Origin of the sequence: Massilia haematophila (genome assembly GCF_042647645.1) — a bacterium.
Classification (GTDB): Bacteria; Pseudomonadota; Gammaproteobacteria; order Burkholderiales; family Burkholderiaceae_D; genus Telluria; species Telluria haematophila.
In genome coordinates, this window is the sequence record NZ_JBHRVV010000001.1 from 4,326,220 (window position 1) to 4,345,528 (window position 19,309).

The following is a 19,309-nucleotide window of genomic DNA, read 5'->3' on the forward strand; positions in this document are numbered from 1 at the left end:
AATGCCGGTCTGGGCTACTGCTCGGACTAATTGGCCGCCGGCACGGCCGTTCGCCGTGCCAGGCCGGCCCTGACATAGGCCAGCCAGCGGTCGCCCTCGTCGATGGCCCCGTCCACGGCCTCGATTCTTTCGAAACTGCGCCAGGTCCACGGCGAATCCAGGAACACGAGGTAGCTGTCGCCGAGGGTGAACACCGGATGGATCGCGCAGTCGGCGCCATTCGTGGTCCGGCCACCACCGCGCTGCCAGAATGCCGGCGCCGTGTGATGGTCGAAGGTTGCGCTCTCGCGTTCGCCGGCGTTCGCAGGACCGCCGGCCAGGAATGCCGGCGTGCCGGCCGCGCGGCCACTCAGCGTGAACGTTCTCCGTTCCGGGCCTGCCAGGCGCTGCAGGACCACGAAGCGGTACTCGACCGCATTGCCCTCGAGCGGCGTCGCTGCGACGGCCTGGGCCAAGTAAACGTCGGACGCCAGCGCGATCTGTTCGTCCACGCCCATCAACTGGTTGGCGGGAGGAGCACGGCAGGCCCAGGCGTCCTGGACCAGCAGGGTGGAGAAGAAAAGCGCCAGGCTGCGCAGTGCGGTGTTCATTCGGCGTCCGAAAACGTCAGCCCGCCGAGATGGCTGATGTAGATGCGGCGCTGGCTCATCGACATCAGGACTCGGTGGTTGCGCAGGAAGTCCAGGCCCAGCACCATCATTTCGCCCGACAGCGTCATGTCGTACAAGTACAGCCGCGGCGTCGGCACCACGTAGTTCCCGATCTTCATCTCCGTGACCGGCGCGCGCCACACCTGCATGCGCTTGTCGCGCCAGCTGATGACTTCGCCGCTCTCGGCCACGCCCGGCGACTGCGGCGTGATGCCGAGGCGTGCGGCCGTGTGCAGGTCGAGGTAGGAATAGGGCGAACCGGTAGCGATGATGGCATCCACGTCGGTGCCGTTGATGCGCACCTTGAACCAGGGGCGCAGGTCCCTCAACGACGGGTCGAGCCTGAAATCGACGACGTGGGCCTTCGGGGCCCAGGTCGCCAGGAAGGCCCGGCGGCAGTCGACCGGACGGCTGACCCGCATTTCCTTGTTGGCCAGCCAGAGGTCGATGTCCTTGCGCTGGAAGTGGTTCATGCCCAGGCTGCCCAGGATCTCGTCCGAAGCGTCGACCACCGAGAAATACCCTTTCGCGTTGACGCCGGCGGCCAGGAATTCCGACAGCAGGGTCACCTTGATGTCGACCCCCGCATACGTCGTTTCCGCGTTCCTGGTCTTGATGCCGAGTTTGTCGAGCGGCTTCTGGTTCAGCAGGGTGACGCGCTGCTCGGTTTCGAGGAAGACGTCCGCCGGCTTGCCGTCGATCGTCACCGGAATGGTCGGGTAGGCCTCGGCGCCGACGAAAGACAGCGGGACGACGGTCGGGGTACCCATGTCGCAGGTCTGCGCATGGGTGGCGCCGGGAGCGAAGGCAAGCGCGAGGGCCGCGCCCAGTGCGGCGCAGGAAGCGTGGACGGAACGGGCAGTGTGGTGCATGAACGGGATCATCGATACCAATCGAAACGGTGCGACGCCACTGTCATGCGGGACGCATGACGGTGGCAGAGGGATGCGACAAGCCTTAGGCCTTGTCGCGCTTGAAGAATTTGGCCAGGCCCGCGACCAGTGCGAACCCGGCAATCGCGATGATCTTGGCGAACTTCGCCAGGAAGGCCGCCATCACCGCAAACAGGCCCAGCTTCTTGGCGGCGACGCCGGTCACCAGCGCGGCAATGCCGTATTCCGCGACCTTGTCGGTGCTGGCATCGAAATCCGCATAGGTTTTGCCGGCATTGAAGCTGGTCTGCGCGAGCAGGGTCTGGACGAAAGGTTTGTTGGCCGCCAGCGAGTCGAAACCGGAGACGAGGTTCATCGACAGATAGCCTTCCCGCCCCAGCACATAGGTGTTGTAGTTGGCGCCGTGTTCCGCCTCCGTGACGCCCTTGTCCTTGCTTTCGATCGCCCACACCAGGCGGTGCGATGCCTTGTCGTAGGTGGGCTTCTGGCTCCAGCCGACGATTTCCATTTCCGGCATGCCGCGGGCCTGGCGTTCCTCGTTGCCTTCCTCGGTGCCTTGCTTCAGGCTCGCGAGCAGTTCGTCGGCATCCCAGTCCGCGGCTTCGTCGTCCTTGATGTAGCCGGCGTCGATGTAGCGTGGGACCACGAAGCTGTCGCTGTCGGGCGGCAGGATGATGCCGAGCCGCGAAGGGTCTTCGCCATTGCCCATGGCCTTCAATAGCTGGTCGGCCTGCGGTTGGGGAACGAAGGAATAGCCTTCCGGGAGTTTCAGCGTGGCCTGTTTGCCGAGGTCGATCTCGGCCGGCCCGGCCTTGACGGCCGTGCGGACCGCCGCCATCGCCGCGTTCATTTCGGCTTCCTGGTCGATCTTGCCGGACTGGGCGTTGGCACCGGCGAAGGCGAACGACAAGACCAGCGCACTGGTGGTGCGCGCAAACGAATCGGCTTTCATGGCGTGTCCCGGATAGTGGTGCGCAGGTGCGAGCGGCCGTGATGGCGCGATGCCGCCTGTCGCTTTTTGTCGTTATTGTAGGGGACCCGAGAGCGCCGAATACTCACCAATTGTTGCCAATTTGAACTTTTTGAGGCCGCCGGATCGGCCGCAGCGACAGGGTGCCGTTCACGGCGCCAGCCAGGGCCCCGCAGCCGCCAGCATCGCCTCGACGCCCCGGCCCACCGTCGGCGTGATGGTCGGCGCGAACTGGGGCGAATGGTTCGAGGGGATCTCATTGACCCGGCCTTCCCGCTCGAGCCGGTCATACAGTGCCGGGTCGGTTCCGCCCACTGCCCAGTAGACGGAAGGAACATCCCAGGCCCGTGCGAACCAGCTGAAATCCTCGCTGGCCGACGCCGGGACGATCTCGCCGACCTGGTCCGCACCGAAGCGGCCTTTCAATGCCGCCACGACCTTGGGCGTTGCCACTTTGTCGTTGTAGGTCGCGGGGAAATGTCCTTGTTCCTCGAACGCCGGCGGCTTGGGAGCATTCGAGGCGGCCGCTTCCGCGTTGATGATGCGCCTGATGGCGCCAAGAACGGTCTTGCGTACCTGCTCGTCGAAGGTGCGGATGTTCAGGTGCATCGTCGCATCGTTAGGAATGATGTTGGCGCTGCTTCCCGCCTGCAGCGCACCGACGGTGACGACCGCGCCCTCGGTGATGCCGACCTCGCGCGAGACAACGGTCTGCAAACGCATCACCGATGCGGCGGCCATCACGACCGGATCGACCGTTTTTTCCGGCGCCGAACCGTGCCCGCCGCGGCCGAACAGCTTCACCCCCACGCTGTCGGACATCGACAGCAGCAGGCCGATGCGGGTACCGATTCTGCCGGCGCGCAGGGGCATGACGTGCTGTCCCAGCACGACGGCCGGCTTCGGGAAGCGCTTGACCATGCCGTCGTCGATCATCGCGCGGGCGCCCTTGCCGGTTTCTTCCGCCGGCTGGAACACCGCCATGACCGTACCGCGCCAGTTCTTGCGGTGTTCGGCAAGCATCCGCGTCGCACCCATCAGCCAGGTGACGTGCATGTCGTGCCCGCAGGAGTGCGCGACCGGAACCGACGCGCCGGATGGCCCTTTGCCTTCCTTCTTGCTGGCATAAGGCAGCCCCGTATCCTCCTTCATGTCGAGCGCATCCATATCGGCCCGCAGCAGCACGGTCGGGCCGTCGCCGTTGCGCAGGATGCCGACCACGCCGGTACCGCCGACTTTCTCGGTCACCTCGAAACCCTGTTTGCGCAGCCAATCGGCCGCGATCTTCGCAGTACGGACTTCCTGCATCCCGAGTTCGGGGTTGGCGTGCAGGTCCTTGTAGACGGCTTCGAGCTCCTTGAGCAACGCAGCCGACGGACTCGGGAACGAGGCCGTTTTCGCCGGCATGCTTTCCTGCTGCTGTTGGGCATGGGCCGTGTCCATGATCGCTATCCCGGGGAACATGAAGACCGTTCCCGCCAGCACGGTCAACCGTAAACCGGGAAGCCGCGCGACCCACCGCTGGAGCAGCGCCGACAAGGTTGGGATAGGCATGATGGACCTCCACGAAGGTTGGTCGAACGCAGCCGCGCAGCCGCCCGCCTTTCGGCCGACGCGATGTGACCTGGGCCACGATCGGGACTCGACTGCCAGCAAAATCCTTGGTTCCTGATCCTAGCACGGGGCAGGCGGCGGCACGGCGTACGAAAAAAAGCCGGGGCCAGGCCCCGGCAAGCGCTGCGTCTGACTGGTCGTGTCAGTTTGCCGGTGGACAGCTGCCGATGATGTAGTAGCCGGCCGAGGTCTGCGCCAGGGTGCTGGTATAGAAGGTGTTGTTCAGCCCCATGTTCTGGTTCGAGCCGTTGGCCAGCGCATAGCCGCCGCTGGCGTGGGCACGCCCGGCCTGCACGTGGCTGTAGTTGCTGGCCGTGGTCGCGGTGCAGACGAAGCCGGAGCCGGTGCTGCCGGTTACCGTTGCCGAGCGCGCGCTTTCCACGCCGCCGTTGCCGACGGCCGAGACCTGGTAGCCGTAGCTGGTCGAGGCAGCCAAGCCGCTGTCGGTGTAGCCGGTCGCCGTCAGCACCGTGCCGTTGACCTTGCTGCCGTTGCGGTAGACGTTGTAGCCGGTGGCGCCGTTCGCGGCGTTCCAGCCCAGCGTGATGCTGCTGGCCGTGCTGTTTGTCACCGCCAGGCCGGCCGGCGGCTGCAGCGCCGGCGCCGTGCCGACCAGGAATTGCGGGATGGCGCAGGCGTTCGAGGTCAGGCCGGTCGTGCTGTCGGTCGCGCTGACCGTACCGCTGTAGTAGCCGTCGGCGCGGCTGCCGTAGGCCTTGCTGAAGCTGGCGCCGCTGCCGGCTGCGGCGTCGTTCACCGGCGTCGGGCCGTTCAGGGTCACCTGGTAGCTGGCGATCGTGCCGCCGCTGGCGCCGCCGTTGACGGTAACGGTCGAACCCGAGACGGTCGCGCTGCACGAATTCATGACGGGCGCCGCCGCGCGCGCCACGCGCAGGTTGTTCTTGAACCAGAAGTCCATCACGAAGGACGGGTAGTTGACCTTGGTCGCGTCCACGTAGTTGCTGTTCTGGCCGCCGGTGCCGGCCGGCCAGGCGTGGCCCATGCCGGTGACCGTGATCTCGGAGGTGCGCAGCTTGCCGTTGGCGTCAAGGTAGGGGATGTTGCTGCCGCCGGTCGGCACGGTGACGGTCGTCCCCTTGGTGAAGCTGCCGCCGTAGGCGATGCGCATTGCCGCCGCGTCGAGCGGGCCATAGCCTTGCGCCACCGTGTAGTCGTTGGTGCCCCAGATGACGCCGGCGACCTGGGTCGCGAATTGCGGCGCGTTGGTGCCGGCCAGGTTCTTGCAGTTGTTGCCGGCCGTGGTCGCGGTGAAGCCCGACGGCACCACGCCGATCTGCGCGGTCGACACGCCGAGCGCCGGTCCGGCGTTGATGCCGATGCCGGCGAAGATGTCGGGCGCCAGGCAGCCCATCACCATGGTCTGGGCGCCGCCCGAGGACAGGCCGGTGACGTAGACCTGCTTGGGATCGATCGCGTACTGCGGGTTGCTGACGAAGCGGTTGATCAGGTCGAGCAGGATGCCGGCATGGCCAGTGCTGCGGCTGTGGGTCGTCCTGGCCCAGTCCCAGCAGTGCACGCCATAGACGTTGCCGGTGGCGTTCGGCGCCAGGATCACGGCGCCATACTGGTCGGCCACCGCTTTCCAGTTGTAGCCCTTGTCGCTGCTGCTGTCGATGACGTCGCCGGCGGCGGTCTGGGAGCAGCCGTGCAGCACCAGCACCAGGGCGCGCTTGCCGGCAAGAGCAGGGGCGCTGGCGGGCCAGTAGTAATAGCCGGTGAGGGCGCCGCCGTTGACGGTGTCGCTGGCCCAGGTCTGGTTGGCGCTCCAGGTGCCGGGACCGGCCTGGACCTGCGCCTGCGCCGGCAGGGCAAGACAGGACGCGAACGCCGCGGCCAGGGCGGCATGCCGGACCGTTGTGTGAAAAGCAAATGCCATTAAAGCCTCCGTTGCGTGAATCACTGCGATGGGCCCGGACGCGCGAGGACGTGAAGACGCCTCTCGGTGGCCGGGATCGATGACACGAGGGGAAAGCAGGCAGCCGGCGGCGGGCGCTAGGAGGAAGGCGAGGAAAGCAGTTGCATGGCGGGTCTCCGGCTGTTGTTGTCGTCGCGACGGGAAGTCGCCAAGCTTATTGTAGTCACGGAACAATTGCACACAACTGGTGCGCAAGCACGCCGTTTGTGCGGCTTTGCACAGGAGACCGGTCCTGATTGAGCCGGTCTCCTGTTGACTGCCGGGTCAGGCGTTGTCGGTCAGGCTCGCCCGCAACTGGTCGAGTTGCTTCTTGAGGGTCGCGATGTCCTGCAGGCCGCAGCCGCTGGCGCACATCACCTGGGAGGGAAACTTGGCTGCTTCCTTGCGCATCTCGCTGCCGTGTTCGGTCAGCGAGATGATGACCTGGCGTTCGTCGTTCGCCGCGCGTACCCGGTGCACCAGCCCGGCCTGTTCCATCCGCTTGAGCAGCGGCGTCAGGGTCGCCGAATCCAGCAGCAGGCGTTCGCCGATGCTCGATACCGTCTGCTCGTCCTGCTCCCACAAGACCATCAGGACCAGGTACTGCGAATAGGTGATGTCGAGCTTCTTGAGCAGCTTGCGATACAGCTTGCTCATCGCCAGCGAGGTCGAGTACAGGGCAAAGCACAGCTGATCGTCGAGCTGGGGAGCGCCCTCTGCGGATTTGTTCTTGCGGTTCATGTCGCGAGTATAGGTAGCACACTATCTAATTGCAAGCGATTTCCAGGCAAGGCCGTGCGAACATGCCGAGGCGGCGGGGGCGCGCATGCGCGCCCCCGCCATTTTTCAACGATGTGCCAACGAGGTCATTGCAGGCGCAGTTTCAGTTCCTGGGCCGCCTGGCCGAGGGCGCTGCGCACTGCCGGCACGTCGCTGAGCGCGTTGAGCAGGCCGAAGTCGTGGATCATGCCGTTGTAGCGCACCGATTTCACCTCCACGCCGGCGGCATCGAGCTTGCGGCCGTAGGCTTCGGCTTCGTCGCGCAGCACGTCGAATTCGGCGGTCTGGATCAGTGCCGGCGGCAGGCCTTTCAATTGCGCGGTGCTCGCCTGCAGCGGAGAAGCGTGGATATCGCGGCGGGCCGCCTGGTCGCGGGTGTAGTTGTCCCAGAACCACTTCATCATGTTGCGGGTCAGGAAGTGTCCGCTCGCAAACTGCTTGTACGAGTCGGTGTCGAAGTTCGCATCGGTCACCGGCCACAGCAGGACCTGTGAGCGCAGGGCAGGCGCGCCTTGTTCCTTGGCCATCAGGCTGACCACGGCCGCCATGTTGCCGCCCACGCTATTGCCGGCCACGGCCAGGCGCTTGCCGTCCACGCCGATCCGGGCACCGTGCTCGGCGACCCAGCGGGTGGCGGCGTAGGCTTCCTTGATCGCCACGCCGTAGCCGGCTTCCGGGGAAGGCGTGTAGTTGACGAACACGGCCACCGCGCCGGACCCGGCCACCAGGTCGCGCACCAGGGGCTCGTGGGTAGCATAATCGCCCAGCACCCAGCCGCCGCCGTGGAAGAACATGAAGGCCGGGAGAACCCCTTTCACGTCGGCCGGGCGCACGATGGTCAGCTTGACCGGCTTGCCGTCCAGGTCGACGGTCCTTTCGCTGACCTCGGCCGGGGCCAGCTTCGATTCGGCGCCTGCCTGCGCGCCGGCCAGCACGGCGCGCGCTTCCTGCGGCGTCATCGTTTCCATCGGCTTACCGCCTTCGATGGCTTTCAGGAAGCTGGCGGTCTGGCGTTCCACGCCCGGCAGGCTGCCGGCGCCGGCGCCGGCGGTAGCGGCGATCAGGGCGGTGGCGATCAGGGTATGAGCGGCTTTCATGATGTTTTCCTTTATCAGCGATTAAATAGCGTACTACTTATTTTGTATGAAAATGGCCGGACGAAGAGCTAGGCGGTCCGGCTTGTGCTTGCCACAACTGCCGTGTTGCGTGTTGCTGCAGGATGGCGCTTGCAGCCCGGCGCCATCGGGCGCCGTGGTCACGGCGCTGCGTGGCCATCCATGCGGCGCAGTATAGATAGCGCGCTATTTAATTGCAAGCGATTTTATTAGTGGTCGACGCGGCGTTTGCCCGTACATATGGCATACCGGGCACCGGCCTCTGGCTTGCGCCGCGTATATGGTGTATTTTTTGGTAATGGAAAAAACCGAAAAAATCGCGTGGTCCGACTTCATGAAGGTAGAACTGCGTGTCGGGCGCATCCTCTCCGCCGAAGCCTTTCCCGAGGCGAGAAAGCCGGCCTATAAACTGCAGATCGATTTCGGCAGCGAGATCGGCATCCGCAAGTCGAGCGCCCAGATCACGGCGCTGTACGACCCGCAGACGCTCGTCGGGAAGCAGGTCGTGGCGGTCGTGAATTTCCCCGAAAAGCAGATCGGCCCCTTCATGTCCGAATGTCTGGTGACGGGCTTCCACGACGCCGCGGGCAACGTCAGCCTGTGCGTGCCGGAGCATGAGGTGCCGCTCGGCACCCGGCTGCTGTGACCGCGTCGTCTTCGTGGGCGCCTCAAGCGTCCAGCTGCAGGGTATCGGCCAGCTGGCTGTAATACTGCGCGATGAATTTCTTCCCGTCGGCGGGAGAAAACAGGTACAGGCGCATCAGCCCTTCGAACACGAGCGACAGGCGCTCGGCGACCGCGTCCGGGTCGAGGTGGGCAGCGAATCGGCCATTCTTGCGGGCGGCGCGTATTCCCTGATGCACGGCTTGAAGCAGGCCTGCTTCGGAACTGCGCAGCAGTTCGGCGACCTGCGGATTGCGTGCGCCCTCGCTGGCGATCTCGGCGCGCAGCACCGCGACCGCGTGCCCTTGGGGCGTGAGGAAAATGTCCGCCAATACCTCTTCGATGGCAGCCCGGCTGAAATCCGTATTCCAGAAACGCGCAATGAAATCATAGTGGCGCCGCAGGTCGACGTCGACCAGGGCCACGATCAGCGCTTCCTTGCTTGGGAAGTACTGGTAGATGTTCGCCGTGCTGACGCCCGCGGCGGCGCTGATCTCCGCGATCGAGGCCGCGTGGAATCCACGCTGGAGGAAACAGCTGCGCGCGCCATCGAGGATCTGCGCCATGCGCTCTTCACGCGCCTGTTCGTTCACGGGACGGCCGCGCGGGGCCTTGCTGGTGCTGGTTTTCATGCCTGGATTATATAAAGGGAGCCTGTGGCAGGCAAAGTCCGGCAGGCCGCGCGCCGCCGGCGCGCGGCGCCGGTCCCCGATCAGGCTGCGGCCGGCGTCGCTTCGGCCGAGGCGTAGACCTTGATCTCCTGGAACTGCTCGATGGCGCGCGGACCGCACAGGACACCGATGCCGCTTTGCTTGAAGCCGCTCTGCTCGAAGTGTTCCGACATCACCCCCCAGCAGTTCATCCAGATGTGGCCGGCCCGGATCGCCTTGCCGACGCGGCGGCAGCGCGCCAGGTCGCCGGAAAAGACCGACGCTGCAAGGCCGTATTCGGTGGCGTTCGCACGCGCGATGGCGTCGGCTTCGTCGTCGAAGATCTCGAAGGTCTGGACCGGACCGAAGACCTCGTTCCGGACCACATAGGCATCGAGGGACTCGACTTCGATCAGGCTGGGACGGTAGAAGGCGCCCGCGGCCAACGGGCCTTCGGTGACGGGCCCGCCGCGCACGAGGATGCTGGCGTAGGATGCGGCCTCGGCGACCACCGCGTCCACGCGCTGCACGCTTGCCTTGTCGATCAGCGGGCCGAGCTGGGCGTCGGGATCGTCGCTGGCGCCGAGCCGCACGTTGCGGTAGGCTTCCACCAGCGCCGCGCGCAGCCTGTCGGCGACGCCGCGCTGGACGAGCACGCGCGCCCCGGTGCAGCAGAACTGGCCGTTCATCACGACCAGGGCGGCGACGATCTGCGGGACCACGGCCTCGAGGTCGGCGTCGTCGAACACCACCAGCGGCGCCTTGCCGCCCAGTTCGAGGTTCAGGCGCTTGAGCGTCCTGGCGCCGTTGGCGGCGATGAGCCGGCCCACCTTGGTGCTGCCGGTGTAGCTGATCATGTCGACGTCGGGAGAATCGACCAGCATCGCGGCGCCGACGCTGCCGGTTTCGGTGATCACGTTGAGTACGCCGGGCGGCAGGGACCTCGTCGCGGCGACCGCTGCGGCGAGCAGGGCATTGGTCAGCGCCGTCTGGTGCGGCAGCTTGAGCACCACCGTGCATCCGGCGGCAAGGGCCGGCGCGACCGCGCGCACCGACAGGATGACCGGCGAATTCCAGGGCGAGATCACGCCGACCACGCCAAGCGCTTCGGGATCGGAGTGGAAGTGCAGGCCGGGGGCGGCTTCGAGCGCGCGGCCGCCGGTCTGCAGCAGCGCGGTCGCGGCGCCGTGGCGCAGCCAGTCCACCGTCACCTGCAGCTCCCACTGGGTCTGCGCCAGCAGCTTGCCGCCTTCGCGCGCCAGCATCAGCGCCATCTCATCCGCCCGCTTCGCCACCTCGCCGGCCAGTTCGAACAGGGCGCGCGAGCGCAGGGAGCGGTCCCTGGACCAGCCGGTGGTATCGAAGGCGCTGCGCGCGGCCTGGATTGCCTGCCGCGCTTCTTCCGGGCCGATGTCCAGGTAGTTGCCGAGCGGCTGGCCGTTCGAGGGACTGACGGCCTGCCTGAGCGTGCCGCCATCGTTCCAGGCGCCGTTGATCCAGTTCCCTGCTGCTTTCGTTATCGTCGAGCGTTCCATCACAGTTCCTTTCAGAGCAATCCCCGCTGGTTGGTCGATACAGACAAGGTGCGGTGGGCCAGTCGTCTGATCGTGTCCTGGCGCCGGTGAACTGCTGTTTTGCGCCGCCATGAATATAAGAGTAAACGATCACTTATATAATTACAAGGCGTTTTTCTGTGGGGGAGCACCTTGCGCGTGCCGGATGGGGACGCCATAGGGCCGTAGGCAAAGGGCATGAGAATGCCAGCGAGGAGGCGCGCCGCAGCGCAAAAAAAAACCGGGACACGCGGTCCCGGCTCTTGCGGTTCGCTGCGAGGACGGTCAGTCCCGCATCAACTCCGCGATCATCTTCACCGGCGCATTGCCGTAGCTGAGGAACTGGTCGTGGAAGGCCTTCTGGTTGAAGCGCTCGCCCAGGGCCTGCTTGCGCTGCTCGCGCAGTTCCATGATCTCGGCGTAGCCGCTGAAGTAGCTGGTCAGCTGCACCGACGACAGCTGCACGCGGCGCCATTTTTCCGTCGCTTCCTGGCGCGTCTGGAAGGCCTGGCGCACCAGCAGGTCCATGGCTTCGTTTTGCTGCATGCCCAGCACGTGGACCGAGTAGTCGAGGATGGTGTTGGTGACGCTGCGCAGGTTCCACTTCGAGTACATCAGCCACATCTCGGGCGCTTTGCCGCCGTAGCCGGATTCGAGCATCATGCGCTCGCCGTATACCGCCCAGCCCTCGACCATGGCGCCGTTCCCGAACAGGGACTTGACCAGCGAGGGCGAGCGGTTCGCGTGCACCAGCTGGGCGTAGTGGCCGGGGATGGCTTCGTGGATGTTCAGGATCTGCAGGATCCACTCGTTGTACTCGCGCAGGCTGCTCTCGGCCTGCTCCGCCGACAGGCCATCCAATGGCGTGACGTTGTAGTAGGTGCGGTCCTTCGGACGGTAGGGGCCCGGCGCATCGATGCTGGCGCCGGCCACGCCGCGCTGGTACATCGGGGTCTCGCGCACTTCGAGCGGCTTGTTCGGGTCGAGCGTGAGCAGGTCGTGCTTGATGACCCAGTCCTGCAGCTCGGGGATCTGGCGCCGGATCTCGGGCAGGAAGTTCTCGCGCGCGACGTGGCGGCTCGAGAGCTTATCGATCAGCATGCCGATCTTCCTGAAGCGGTCGTTCGGCTTCGGCGTGTTCGCCATGTAGCGCGGCCACAGCTCGTCCGAGATCGCGTCCATGCGGCCCAAGAGTTCCTCGCGCGCGGCCAGGGCCTTGCGATAGGTCTGCTCGGCGCTGCTGGCCGACTGGATCTCGAGCGCGAACTTCTGCTCGTACAGTGCCTTGCCGATCCGGAAGGGACGCGCCTGGCCGTTCTGCGCCAGCGTCTTGTCCAGGTTGCTCAGGTAATCGACGTAGCCCAGCACCGCGGTGCCGGCGTTGGCGATGCGCTGGGCGAAGATGGCTTTTTCCTGGACGTTGAGGATCGAGTCCTGCGCCGCCTGGCCGAGGTCGGCCAGCACCGCCAGCGTGCCCGGCGCCTGTGCGATCGCCAGCTGGGTGTGCTCGCGGGTCGGGTTCTTGATCGTGGCCTGCGCCGCCTGGTAGTAGGCCGGCACGTCCGCCAGGCGCCGCAGGATGGTGCGCAGGCGCTGGGGCTTGGCCGCGTATTCGGTGTTGAGGATCAGGTCGAGCGGCTGGGCCACGTTGTACAGCGACGGGTTCCACTCGAATTCGCGGAAGGTGGTCAAGCGCCAGACGTCGGTCTCGAGCTTGTTGATCAGGAGCGCGATGTCGGTGCGCTGGCGCGGCGACATCTGGCGCTGGTCGAGCTTGCGGAACTTCTCCAGCCATTCGTTGGCGAAGGCCAGCTTCTTGGCGCGGGTGGCGTCGTCGGGGATGGTCAGGCTGGCGGCGGCGTCGAACTTGCCGACCGCGATGCCGCCTTCCGGATCGATGCGCCACAGCGCGGTCAGGTACTGCATGCTGTAGGAATCGGCGCGGCGGTCGAGGCGCTTTTCGGATGTGGTCTGGCGCGGCGCGGCGGCTGCGACAGCGGCGCCGGTGGCGGCGGCCGCAGCGACGGCCTTGCCCTTGCCCTTCGACTTGCCCTTGGCGGCGGGCGCCTTGGCCTTGGATGCTTTGGACTTCACTACCTTCGCCGCCTTCGGCTTGGTGCTCTTGGCCGGCTTGGCGCTGGCGGGCGCCAGCACGAGGCTGGCGACAATCGCTGCCAGCGCGAGTTTTGTTTTCATCATCGTCATCTGCCCTGTGGAGTGTAGATCGGGGCGCGGCCCCGGCGATATGTGGGCCAGCGCGCCAGAGTAGCACCATTCAGGCCGCTTGCGGGCGGCTGAAACAAACCGTCACGTTTCGTACAAATGGCCCCTGCGCGCCTCATCCACCGTCGGGTTCGCTTGCAAAAGCGGCAATGATCACACGGATCGGACGCGCGCGACAAGTGCGCGCTCGGCGCGTCAGTGCTTCTCCAGGCCCTGCTGCAGCATCGCCAGCATGTCGCTTGGGGACATGCGCGCGGCCATGTCGCCGCCTTCGAGCAGGCTCTCGGCCAGGTCGCGCTTGTGGTGGTGCAGTTCGACGATGCCTTCCTCGATCGTGTGGCGCGCCACCAGGCGGTAGATGGTCACCGGGCGCTGCTGGCCCATGCGGTGCGCCCGGTCCGAGGCCTGGTCCTCGACCGCCGGGTTCCACCACGGGTCCATGTGGATCACGTAGTCGGCCGCCGTCAGGTTGATGCCGACGCCGCCGGCCTTCAGGCTGATCAGGAACAGATCGCCTTCTCCGGCCTGGAAGGCGTCGACCCGTTTTTTCCGCTCCTGCATCGGGGTCGCGCCGTCCAGGTACTGGTAGCGGATGCCGCGCGCGTCGAGGTGCTTGCGGATCAGGCTCAAATGGTCGACGAACTGGCTGAACACCAGCACCTTGTGGCGGTTCTCCAGCAAATCGTCGATCAGGTGCGCAAATGTGGACAGCTTGCTGCTGGCGATGCCGATGCCGGGCGCAACCAGCTCCGGATTGCAGACCGCGCGCCGCAGCCGCATCATCTCGGCCAGGATCGCGATCGACTTCTGGCTCTCGGGCGCTTCCAGCGCGGCCAGTTTATCGAGCGCCTCGCGCCGCAGCGATTCGTACAGCGCCGTCTCTTCCGGCGTCAGTTCGACCGGGATCACGATCTCGGTGCGCGGCGGCAGCTCGGTCAGCACCTGGCTCTTGGTGCGGCGCAGGATGAAGGGCTGCGTCAGGCGCCGCAGGCGTGCCCGCGCACCCGCTTCGGCGCGCTTGTCCTGGGCCTTTTCGATCGGACCGGCAAAGCGCAGCTGGAACTGGTCGCTGGTCCCGAGCAGACCGGGATTGATGAAGCGGAACAGGTTCCACAACTCGCCCAGGTGGTTTTCCAGCGGCGTGCCGGTGGCGATCATGCGGAACTCGCCGCGCAGCGCCATCACCGCCTGCGAGCGGCGCGTCGCCGCGTTCTTGAAGGCTTGCGCTTCGTCGAGCACAATGGTGTGCCAGGTCTTCTTCGCGAACAGCGGCGCTTCCAGCTGCAGCAGCCCGTAGCTGGCGACGATCACGTCGAACGGGCCGGCGCTGTCGACCATGTCGGCGCGCTCGCCGGGGCCGAACAGTTGGATGTTCAGGGTGGGCGCGAAGCGCGCGGCTTCGGCGATCCAGTTGGTGCAGACCGACGTCGGCGCGACCACCAGGGTCGGCCCGTTCGGCGCGCGCAGCAGGATCAGGGCCAGCGCCTGCAGGGTTTTGCCGAGACCCATGTCGTCGGCCAGGCAGGCGCCCACGCCCCAGTGCGCCAGGCGCGCCAGCCACTCGAAGCCCTCGCGCTGGTAGTCGCGCAGCTCGGCCTGCAGGGTGCTCGGCAGCTGCGGCACGTACTCGGCATTCGCGGCCATCTTCTGCAGGTGCGCGCGCCAGGCTTTATCGGCTTCCACGCCGCCGGCATCGAGCGCCAGTTCCTCCAGCGCGAAGCTGGCCAGCGGGTGCACGCGCAGCGCTTGCGCGTCGGCGTCGGTGTAGGCGGCCAGGTCGGTCAATCGGCGGTGCAGCTCGTTCGTCAGCGCCAGGAACTGGTTGTCGCCCAGCGCCACGAAGCGGCCCTCGCTGCCGCGCAGCTTTTCCAGCAGCGAGACCAGGTCGAGCACGCGATTCTCGTCGACCACGACTTCGCCGTTGGCGGCGAACCAGTCCTTGTCGCGCTTGATGCTCAGGCGTACCGACTTCGACGAGACCTTCTTGCTGACCCTGAAAGGTTCTCCTTCGGGCCAGGCGATCACGACCTTCGACGCATCGAGTTCCTGCAGTTCGCTCACCAGTTCCAGGCAGGCCAGCGGCTGGCCGAGCAGCCATTCGTCGTGTTCTTCCTCGGCGCTTTCCAGCGCGCGGATGTCCGCCAGCAGCTGGCGCTGGCTTTCGCGCTCGGCGTTCAGGTCGCGTTTCGCTTCGGTGCGCACGCCGTTGACGTCGGCGATCACGCGCTCGGCGCCGCTGCCCGGCGCGTAATAGGCGCCAGTGTCCGGTAGCGGGCGCACCAGGATGCGGATGCGCAGGCCCTGGCCGTAGGGCAGCAGGTGCACGTGCAGGCGCGGGTCGGCGTCGATGCGTTCCAGGTCGGCGGCGCTGCTGCCGATGTCGGACTGCACCGTGACGATCGAGGAGATCGCGCCAATCGCCTGCAGCACCCGCACCTCGGCTTCCAGCGGGACCACCAGGCCGTCGCCGACGATGGCGCCGATGCGGTGGTGCTCCTCGCGGATACGCACCACGCGCAGCCGGGTCGGCGATTCGCGCGTGACGACCACGTCGCCGTCGCCGAGCCGCACGGGCGGACGCAGCGAGATCGTCACATGCGCGCGGTCGGCCTTTACCAGCAGCTCCGGTTCGCCCGGCAGCAGTTCGACCCGGGTGCCGGGCGAGTCGAACCAGAACAGCAGCGGGTGGCCGACCAGCGCGGCGACCGCCTTGTCGAGGTCGAAATCATAGCGCAGCCCGCTGCCGTAATGCTGGCGCTGGGCGCCGATGCTGGCCACCACCTGCAAGTCCTGGGCCGTGACGAAATCGAGCGAGCCGGCCTCGTCGAGCAGGCGTTTCAGGCCCATCGGGCGGCCACGGCTCCAGCCGCCTTGGGCATCGCGCTTCTGCTCGCGCGGCTCGATTTCCTGGATGCCGCCCAGGTGCGCGTCGTAGCGCAGCAGCCAGACCAGGCGCGATTCCTTCACCACTTCGACGTTGACGGCAGGCTGCAGGTTGATCAGGGCGTTCAGCTGGCGTTCCCAAGGCTGCTCGCGCTCGAACCAGAGCGTCATGTCGCTCAAGCGGTGGCGCTGGCGCAGGGCGATGGCGCGCTGCTCGTGCTGGACGCCGCCCAATTGCCCCAGCAGACCGGCCAGCTGGGCGCTGATGAAGTCGAAACCGGCGGCTTCCGACAGCGCCAGGCTCTCTTCGAGTTGCGCGCGCCGGGCCGACAACTGCGGCATGCCCAGCCACCAGTGCAGCAGCGCCCGGAACATTACAGGCTGCAGCGCGCTTTCCCAGCTGCGCGAGGGCAGCACCTCGGCGTCGACGGTGCCGCCGCGGATCTGGCGCAGCATGCTCAGTTGCTGGTAGACGGCGGTGTCGTGGCTCTGCACGGCGCGCGTGGCGCTGTCGAGGTAGCTCTCGACCAGCTTCTGGTGCTTGGCGTCGCCGCGGCGCAGCAGGGCCGCCACGTACAGGTGCCCGCCGATGCCGGCAAAGATCGCCTTGCGCTTGCCGGTCTCGCGCCGCAGCAGTTTCAAGGCCGCCTCGAAGCCGCTCAGGGCCTCGTCGAGCTGGTCGCGCAGCAGCAGGATCACGCTGCGGTAGAACAGGGCGGCCGAGTCGTCCAGCTCCGCCAGCAGGGTGCCGGCATCGTCCAGGCGGCCGCACAGGATCAGGTGCTCGGCCAGGGACACGCGCAGGGCCATCGAGGCGCCGCCGTGGGCGACGTGGCGCTCGACGTAGGTGCGGATATCGGATGCGGCGGCGGGTTCGCGCTGGACATGGGCGATCAGTACCGCCAGCACGTCGTCGCGCAGTTTCGGGTGGATGCGGTCGACCAGTTCCGGCTCGAAGGGGCGCGCGCAGATGTCGACCAGCGGATGCGAATATGCGGCTTCATGGCATGCCAGGCAAGCCGTCAACAGCGGTGTTACGTGGGCTGCGTCCTTGCCTTCGATGAGCGCCAGGCGTAGCAGGGCAACGCCCTGGCGGTAGCTGCGCAGCACCGGCCGGCCCTGCCAGTCGATCCGCAAGGGCATCTCGTGCAGATAGGCGAGCGCCAGCGTTTCCAGCTCGTCGGCATCGAGCATGGCGTGCAACATTGGCCAAGCCAGCTCGGGCTCGATGACGAAGCCGCGGCCCGTCACTTCCCTGATCAGGCCATTGTCGCGCAGGGTGCTCAGGTCTTCGTTCGAAGCCTTTTCGGTAAATGCGGCGTCGTAGATGAGTTTCAGGCATTCGTGGACGCGCTTGCGGCCGACCGGCTCGCCAGCTATCGCGAGCAGGCCGAGGGCGCGCTTGAATTCGTCGGAAAGGCCGTCAATGCGTTTGCGTGGGCTTGTCAATGTCATGCAGGTAAATTCTCGATTTCCACCCGGGGCAGCTCGCCCGGCACCGCAATGCCGAACACGCGCAGGTAGAACACCAGCTCCGCTTCCAGGGTGCGCACCACGCTGTCGGCCTTGCGGAAGCCGTGGCCTTCGCCCTCGAGCGTGATGTAGGCGACCGGCACCCCGCGCGCGCGCAGCGCTTCCACCATCGACTCCGACTGCTGCGGCGGCACCACCTTGTCGTCCAGGCCCTGGAAGAAGATCATCGGGCGCGTGAGCGAGGCGGTGTGATGGATCGGCGAACGCTGGCGGTACACGGCCGCGGCCTGGGCTTTCGGGGCGATCAGGTATTCGTTGTAGTGCGACTCGAACTTGTGCGAGTCGGCGTCCAGCCCGGCCAGGTCGGACACGCCGTAGTAGCTGGCGCCGGCCTTGAACACGTTGTGGAAGGTAAGGGCGGAGAGGGTCGTCAGGCCGCCGGCGCTGCTGCCGCGGATCAGGAGGCGCTCGGGGTCGGCCAGCCCTTGTTCGGCCAGGTGGCGCGCGCCGGCCACGCAGTCCTCGACGTCGATCACGCCCCACTGGCCGCGCAGCAGGTCGCGGTAGTGGCGCCCGAAACCGGTGCTGCCGCCGTAGTTCACGTCGAGCACGGCAAAGCCGCGGCTGGTCCAGAACTGGGTGGCCAGTTTGAGGGTGCTGGTCGCCATGCCGGTCGGGCCGCCGTGGCCGATCACGATCAGAGGCGGCAGCTCGCCATCGGTCGGCGTGTAGTCCTTGTTGGCCGGTGCGTAGTGGAAGGCGTAGGCGGTGCGGCCGTTCGCGCTCGGGTAGCGGATGCTGCGCGGGACCGACAAATACCCCGCGTCGGGCAGGTGTTCGATCGAGCGCGCCAGTACCTCGCGCGCGCCGCTGTCGACGTCGACCAGGGCCAGTTCCAGCGCGATCGTCGGCGAGCCGGCCAGCAGCGCCACCTTGCCGGAATTGACGCGCAGTTCGCGGATTTCCTGGTAGGGCGTATCGATCGGCGTCAGGGCGCAGCCGCGCGTGGACAGGCGCGCCAGGCGGCTGACGCCCTCTTCGATATAGGTGCAGACGATCTCGTCGGCCGAGCGGAAGCCGTACATCGCGCCGCCGAAGACCCAGTGCGGGCCGCCGAATTCCGCTTCGCGCGGGCACAGCGCGTGCACCACGCCGTGCTCGAAGCGGTACAGGTTCCACCAGCCGCTGCGGTCGGACACGAAGTGCAGCAGGCCGTCGGGCGACCACTCCGGCTGGCAGATCGATTCATCCATGCCGCCCGCGACCATGCGGCCATCGACCAGGCTGCCGTCCGGGGCGACATTGGCCACCCACAGCTCGGTGCCCTGCCAGGGCATGCGCGGGTGGTCCCAGCACAGCCAGGCCAGGTGGCGCCCGTCCGGGGACAGGCGCGGCGCCGCATAGAAGTCGTTGCCGTCGACCAGGATCGTCTCGCTGCCGTCGAAGCCGACCGCGCAGATCGTATTGACCGGGTAGGCTTCGCCCGCCAGGTGGTCTTCGCGCACCGCGACCAGGCGGCTGCGTGCGCGGTCGGGCACGAAGTCGGCGTAGCGCACCGCGTCTTCCCTGGTCATCAGGACCGGCGCGCCATCGTTGTCGACGCGGTACAGGCGGTTGTCGGCATGGTGCGAGAACCACACCGTGCCCCCGTCCACCGCATAGGCGCCGCCGCCGTACTCGTGCACGCGGTTGCGCACGTTGAAGGGGGCGGGCGTGAGCTCGGCCTGGCTGGCGGCGCGCCGGCGCAGCAGGGTGGTGCGGCCGGCTTCGCTCGCGCGGCCGGCCAGCCACAGCACGTCATCGCCGTCGAGCGCGAGCTGCGACAGCGGCATGGCGCCGGCCGCAACCACGGCGGCGCTGATCGGGGAAGTCCAGGTGCCGCAGGGCGCGGCCTGTGGGCGGTGCGGGTCGGTCATGGCGGTTGGCG

13 protein-coding genes are annotated in these 19,309 nt (G+C 66.9%); 1 reads left to right on the forward strand and 12 read right to left on the reverse strand.

Annotated elements, in window-relative coordinates:
- Positions 1–26: 26 nt before the first annotated feature.
- The 7 genes from ACFOPH_RS19220 to ACFOPH_RS19250 all read right to left on the reverse strand — a co-directional run bounded on the left by ACFOPH_RS19220 (position 27) and on the right by ACFOPH_RS19250 (position 7,919).
- Positions 27–590, reverse strand: coding sequence for a hypothetical protein (locus tag ACFOPH_RS19220; RefSeq protein WP_312547350.1), 564 nt, complete (start codon positions 588–590; stop codon positions 27–29).
- Positions 587–1,522: a retropepsin-like aspartic protease gene (locus ACFOPH_RS19225; protein ID WP_379736962.1), complete on the reverse strand. Its 936-nt coding sequence runs from the start codon at positions 1,520–1,522 to the stop codon at positions 587–589. Before ACFOPH_RS19225 ends, ACFOPH_RS19220 begins: the two co-directional genes overlap by 4 nt.
- Positions 1,523–1,607: 85 nt before the next feature.
- Complete coding sequence (locus ACFOPH_RS19230; protein ID WP_312547352.1) at positions 1,608–2,495, reverse strand: DUF2167 domain-containing protein; 888 nt, start codon at positions 2,493–2,495, stop codon at positions 1,608–1,610.
- A 168-nt stretch (positions 2,496–2,663) separates the two neighbouring features.
- On the reverse strand, positions 2,664–4,052 hold the full coding sequence (locus ACFOPH_RS19235) for an amidohydrolase (RefSeq protein ID WP_379736963.1): 1,389 nt from the start codon (positions 4,050–4,052) through the stop codon (positions 2,664–2,666).
- A 217-nt stretch (positions 4,053–4,269) separates the two neighbouring features.
- Positions 4,270–6,024 carry an extracellular catalytic domain type 1 short-chain-length polyhydroxyalkanoate depolymerase gene (locus ACFOPH_RS19240; RefSeq protein ID WP_379736964.1) on the reverse strand — a complete coding sequence of 585 codons (1,755 nt, stop codon included), beginning with the start codon at positions 6,022–6,024 and terminating at the stop codon, positions 4,270–4,272.
- 303 nt (positions 6,025–6,327) lie between these two features.
- Positions 6,328–6,783, reverse strand: a complete 456-nt coding sequence (locus ACFOPH_RS19245) for a MarR family winged helix-turn-helix transcriptional regulator (protein WP_312547355.1) — start codon at positions 6,781–6,783, stop codon at positions 6,328–6,330.
- A 125-nt stretch (positions 6,784–6,908) separates the two neighbouring features.
- Positions 6,909–7,919, reverse strand: a complete 1,011-nt coding sequence (locus ACFOPH_RS19250) for an alpha/beta hydrolase (RefSeq protein WP_379736965.1) — start codon at positions 7,917–7,919, stop codon at positions 6,909–6,911.
- Positions 7,920–8,235: 316 nt separating this feature from the next.
- Here ACFOPH_RS19250 and ACFOPH_RS19255 point away from each other — a divergent pair, with 316 nt between their 5' ends.
- Positions 8,236–8,583: a tRNA-binding protein gene (locus ACFOPH_RS19255; protein ID WP_312547357.1), complete on the forward strand. Its 348-nt coding sequence runs from the start codon at positions 8,236–8,238 to the stop codon at positions 8,581–8,583.
- A 22-nt stretch (positions 8,584–8,605) separates the two neighbouring features.
- Here the strand turns inward: ACFOPH_RS19255 and ACFOPH_RS19260 are convergent, their stop codons facing one another.
- The 5 genes from ACFOPH_RS19260 to ACFOPH_RS19280 all read right to left on the reverse strand — a co-directional run bounded on the left by ACFOPH_RS19260 (position 8,606) and on the right by ACFOPH_RS19280 (position 19,298).
- Entirely contained in the window at positions 8,606–9,166 is a 561-nt protein-coding gene (locus ACFOPH_RS19260) for a TetR/AcrR family transcriptional regulator (protein WP_379736966.1), read from the reverse strand.
- Between the two features lie 146 nt (positions 9,167–9,312).
- Positions 9,313–10,785, reverse strand: coding sequence for an aldehyde dehydrogenase family protein (locus tag ACFOPH_RS19265; protein ID WP_379736967.1), 1,473 nt, complete (start codon positions 10,783–10,785; stop codon positions 9,313–9,315).
- Between the two features lie 303 nt (positions 10,786–11,088).
- The gene (locus ACFOPH_RS19270) at positions 11,089–13,002 is read right to left on the reverse strand and encodes a DUF885 domain-containing protein (protein ID WP_379736968.1); all 1,914 of its coding nucleotides are present in this window, start codon (positions 13,000–13,002) and stop codon (positions 11,089–11,091) included.
- Between the two features lie 219 nt (positions 13,003–13,221).
- Positions 13,222–17,364: a DEAD/DEAH box helicase gene (locus ACFOPH_RS19275; RefSeq protein ID WP_379736969.1), complete on the reverse strand. Its 4,143-nt coding sequence runs from the start codon at positions 17,362–17,364 to the stop codon at positions 13,222–13,224.
- Positions 17,361–19,298: a S9 family peptidase gene (locus ACFOPH_RS19280; protein WP_379736971.1), complete on the reverse strand. Its 1,938-nt coding sequence runs from the start codon at positions 19,296–19,298 to the stop codon at positions 17,361–17,363. The genes ACFOPH_RS19275 and ACFOPH_RS19280 overlap by 4 nt, the downstream gene beginning before the upstream one ends.
- Between the last annotated feature and the right edge of the window lie 11 nt (positions 19,299–19,309).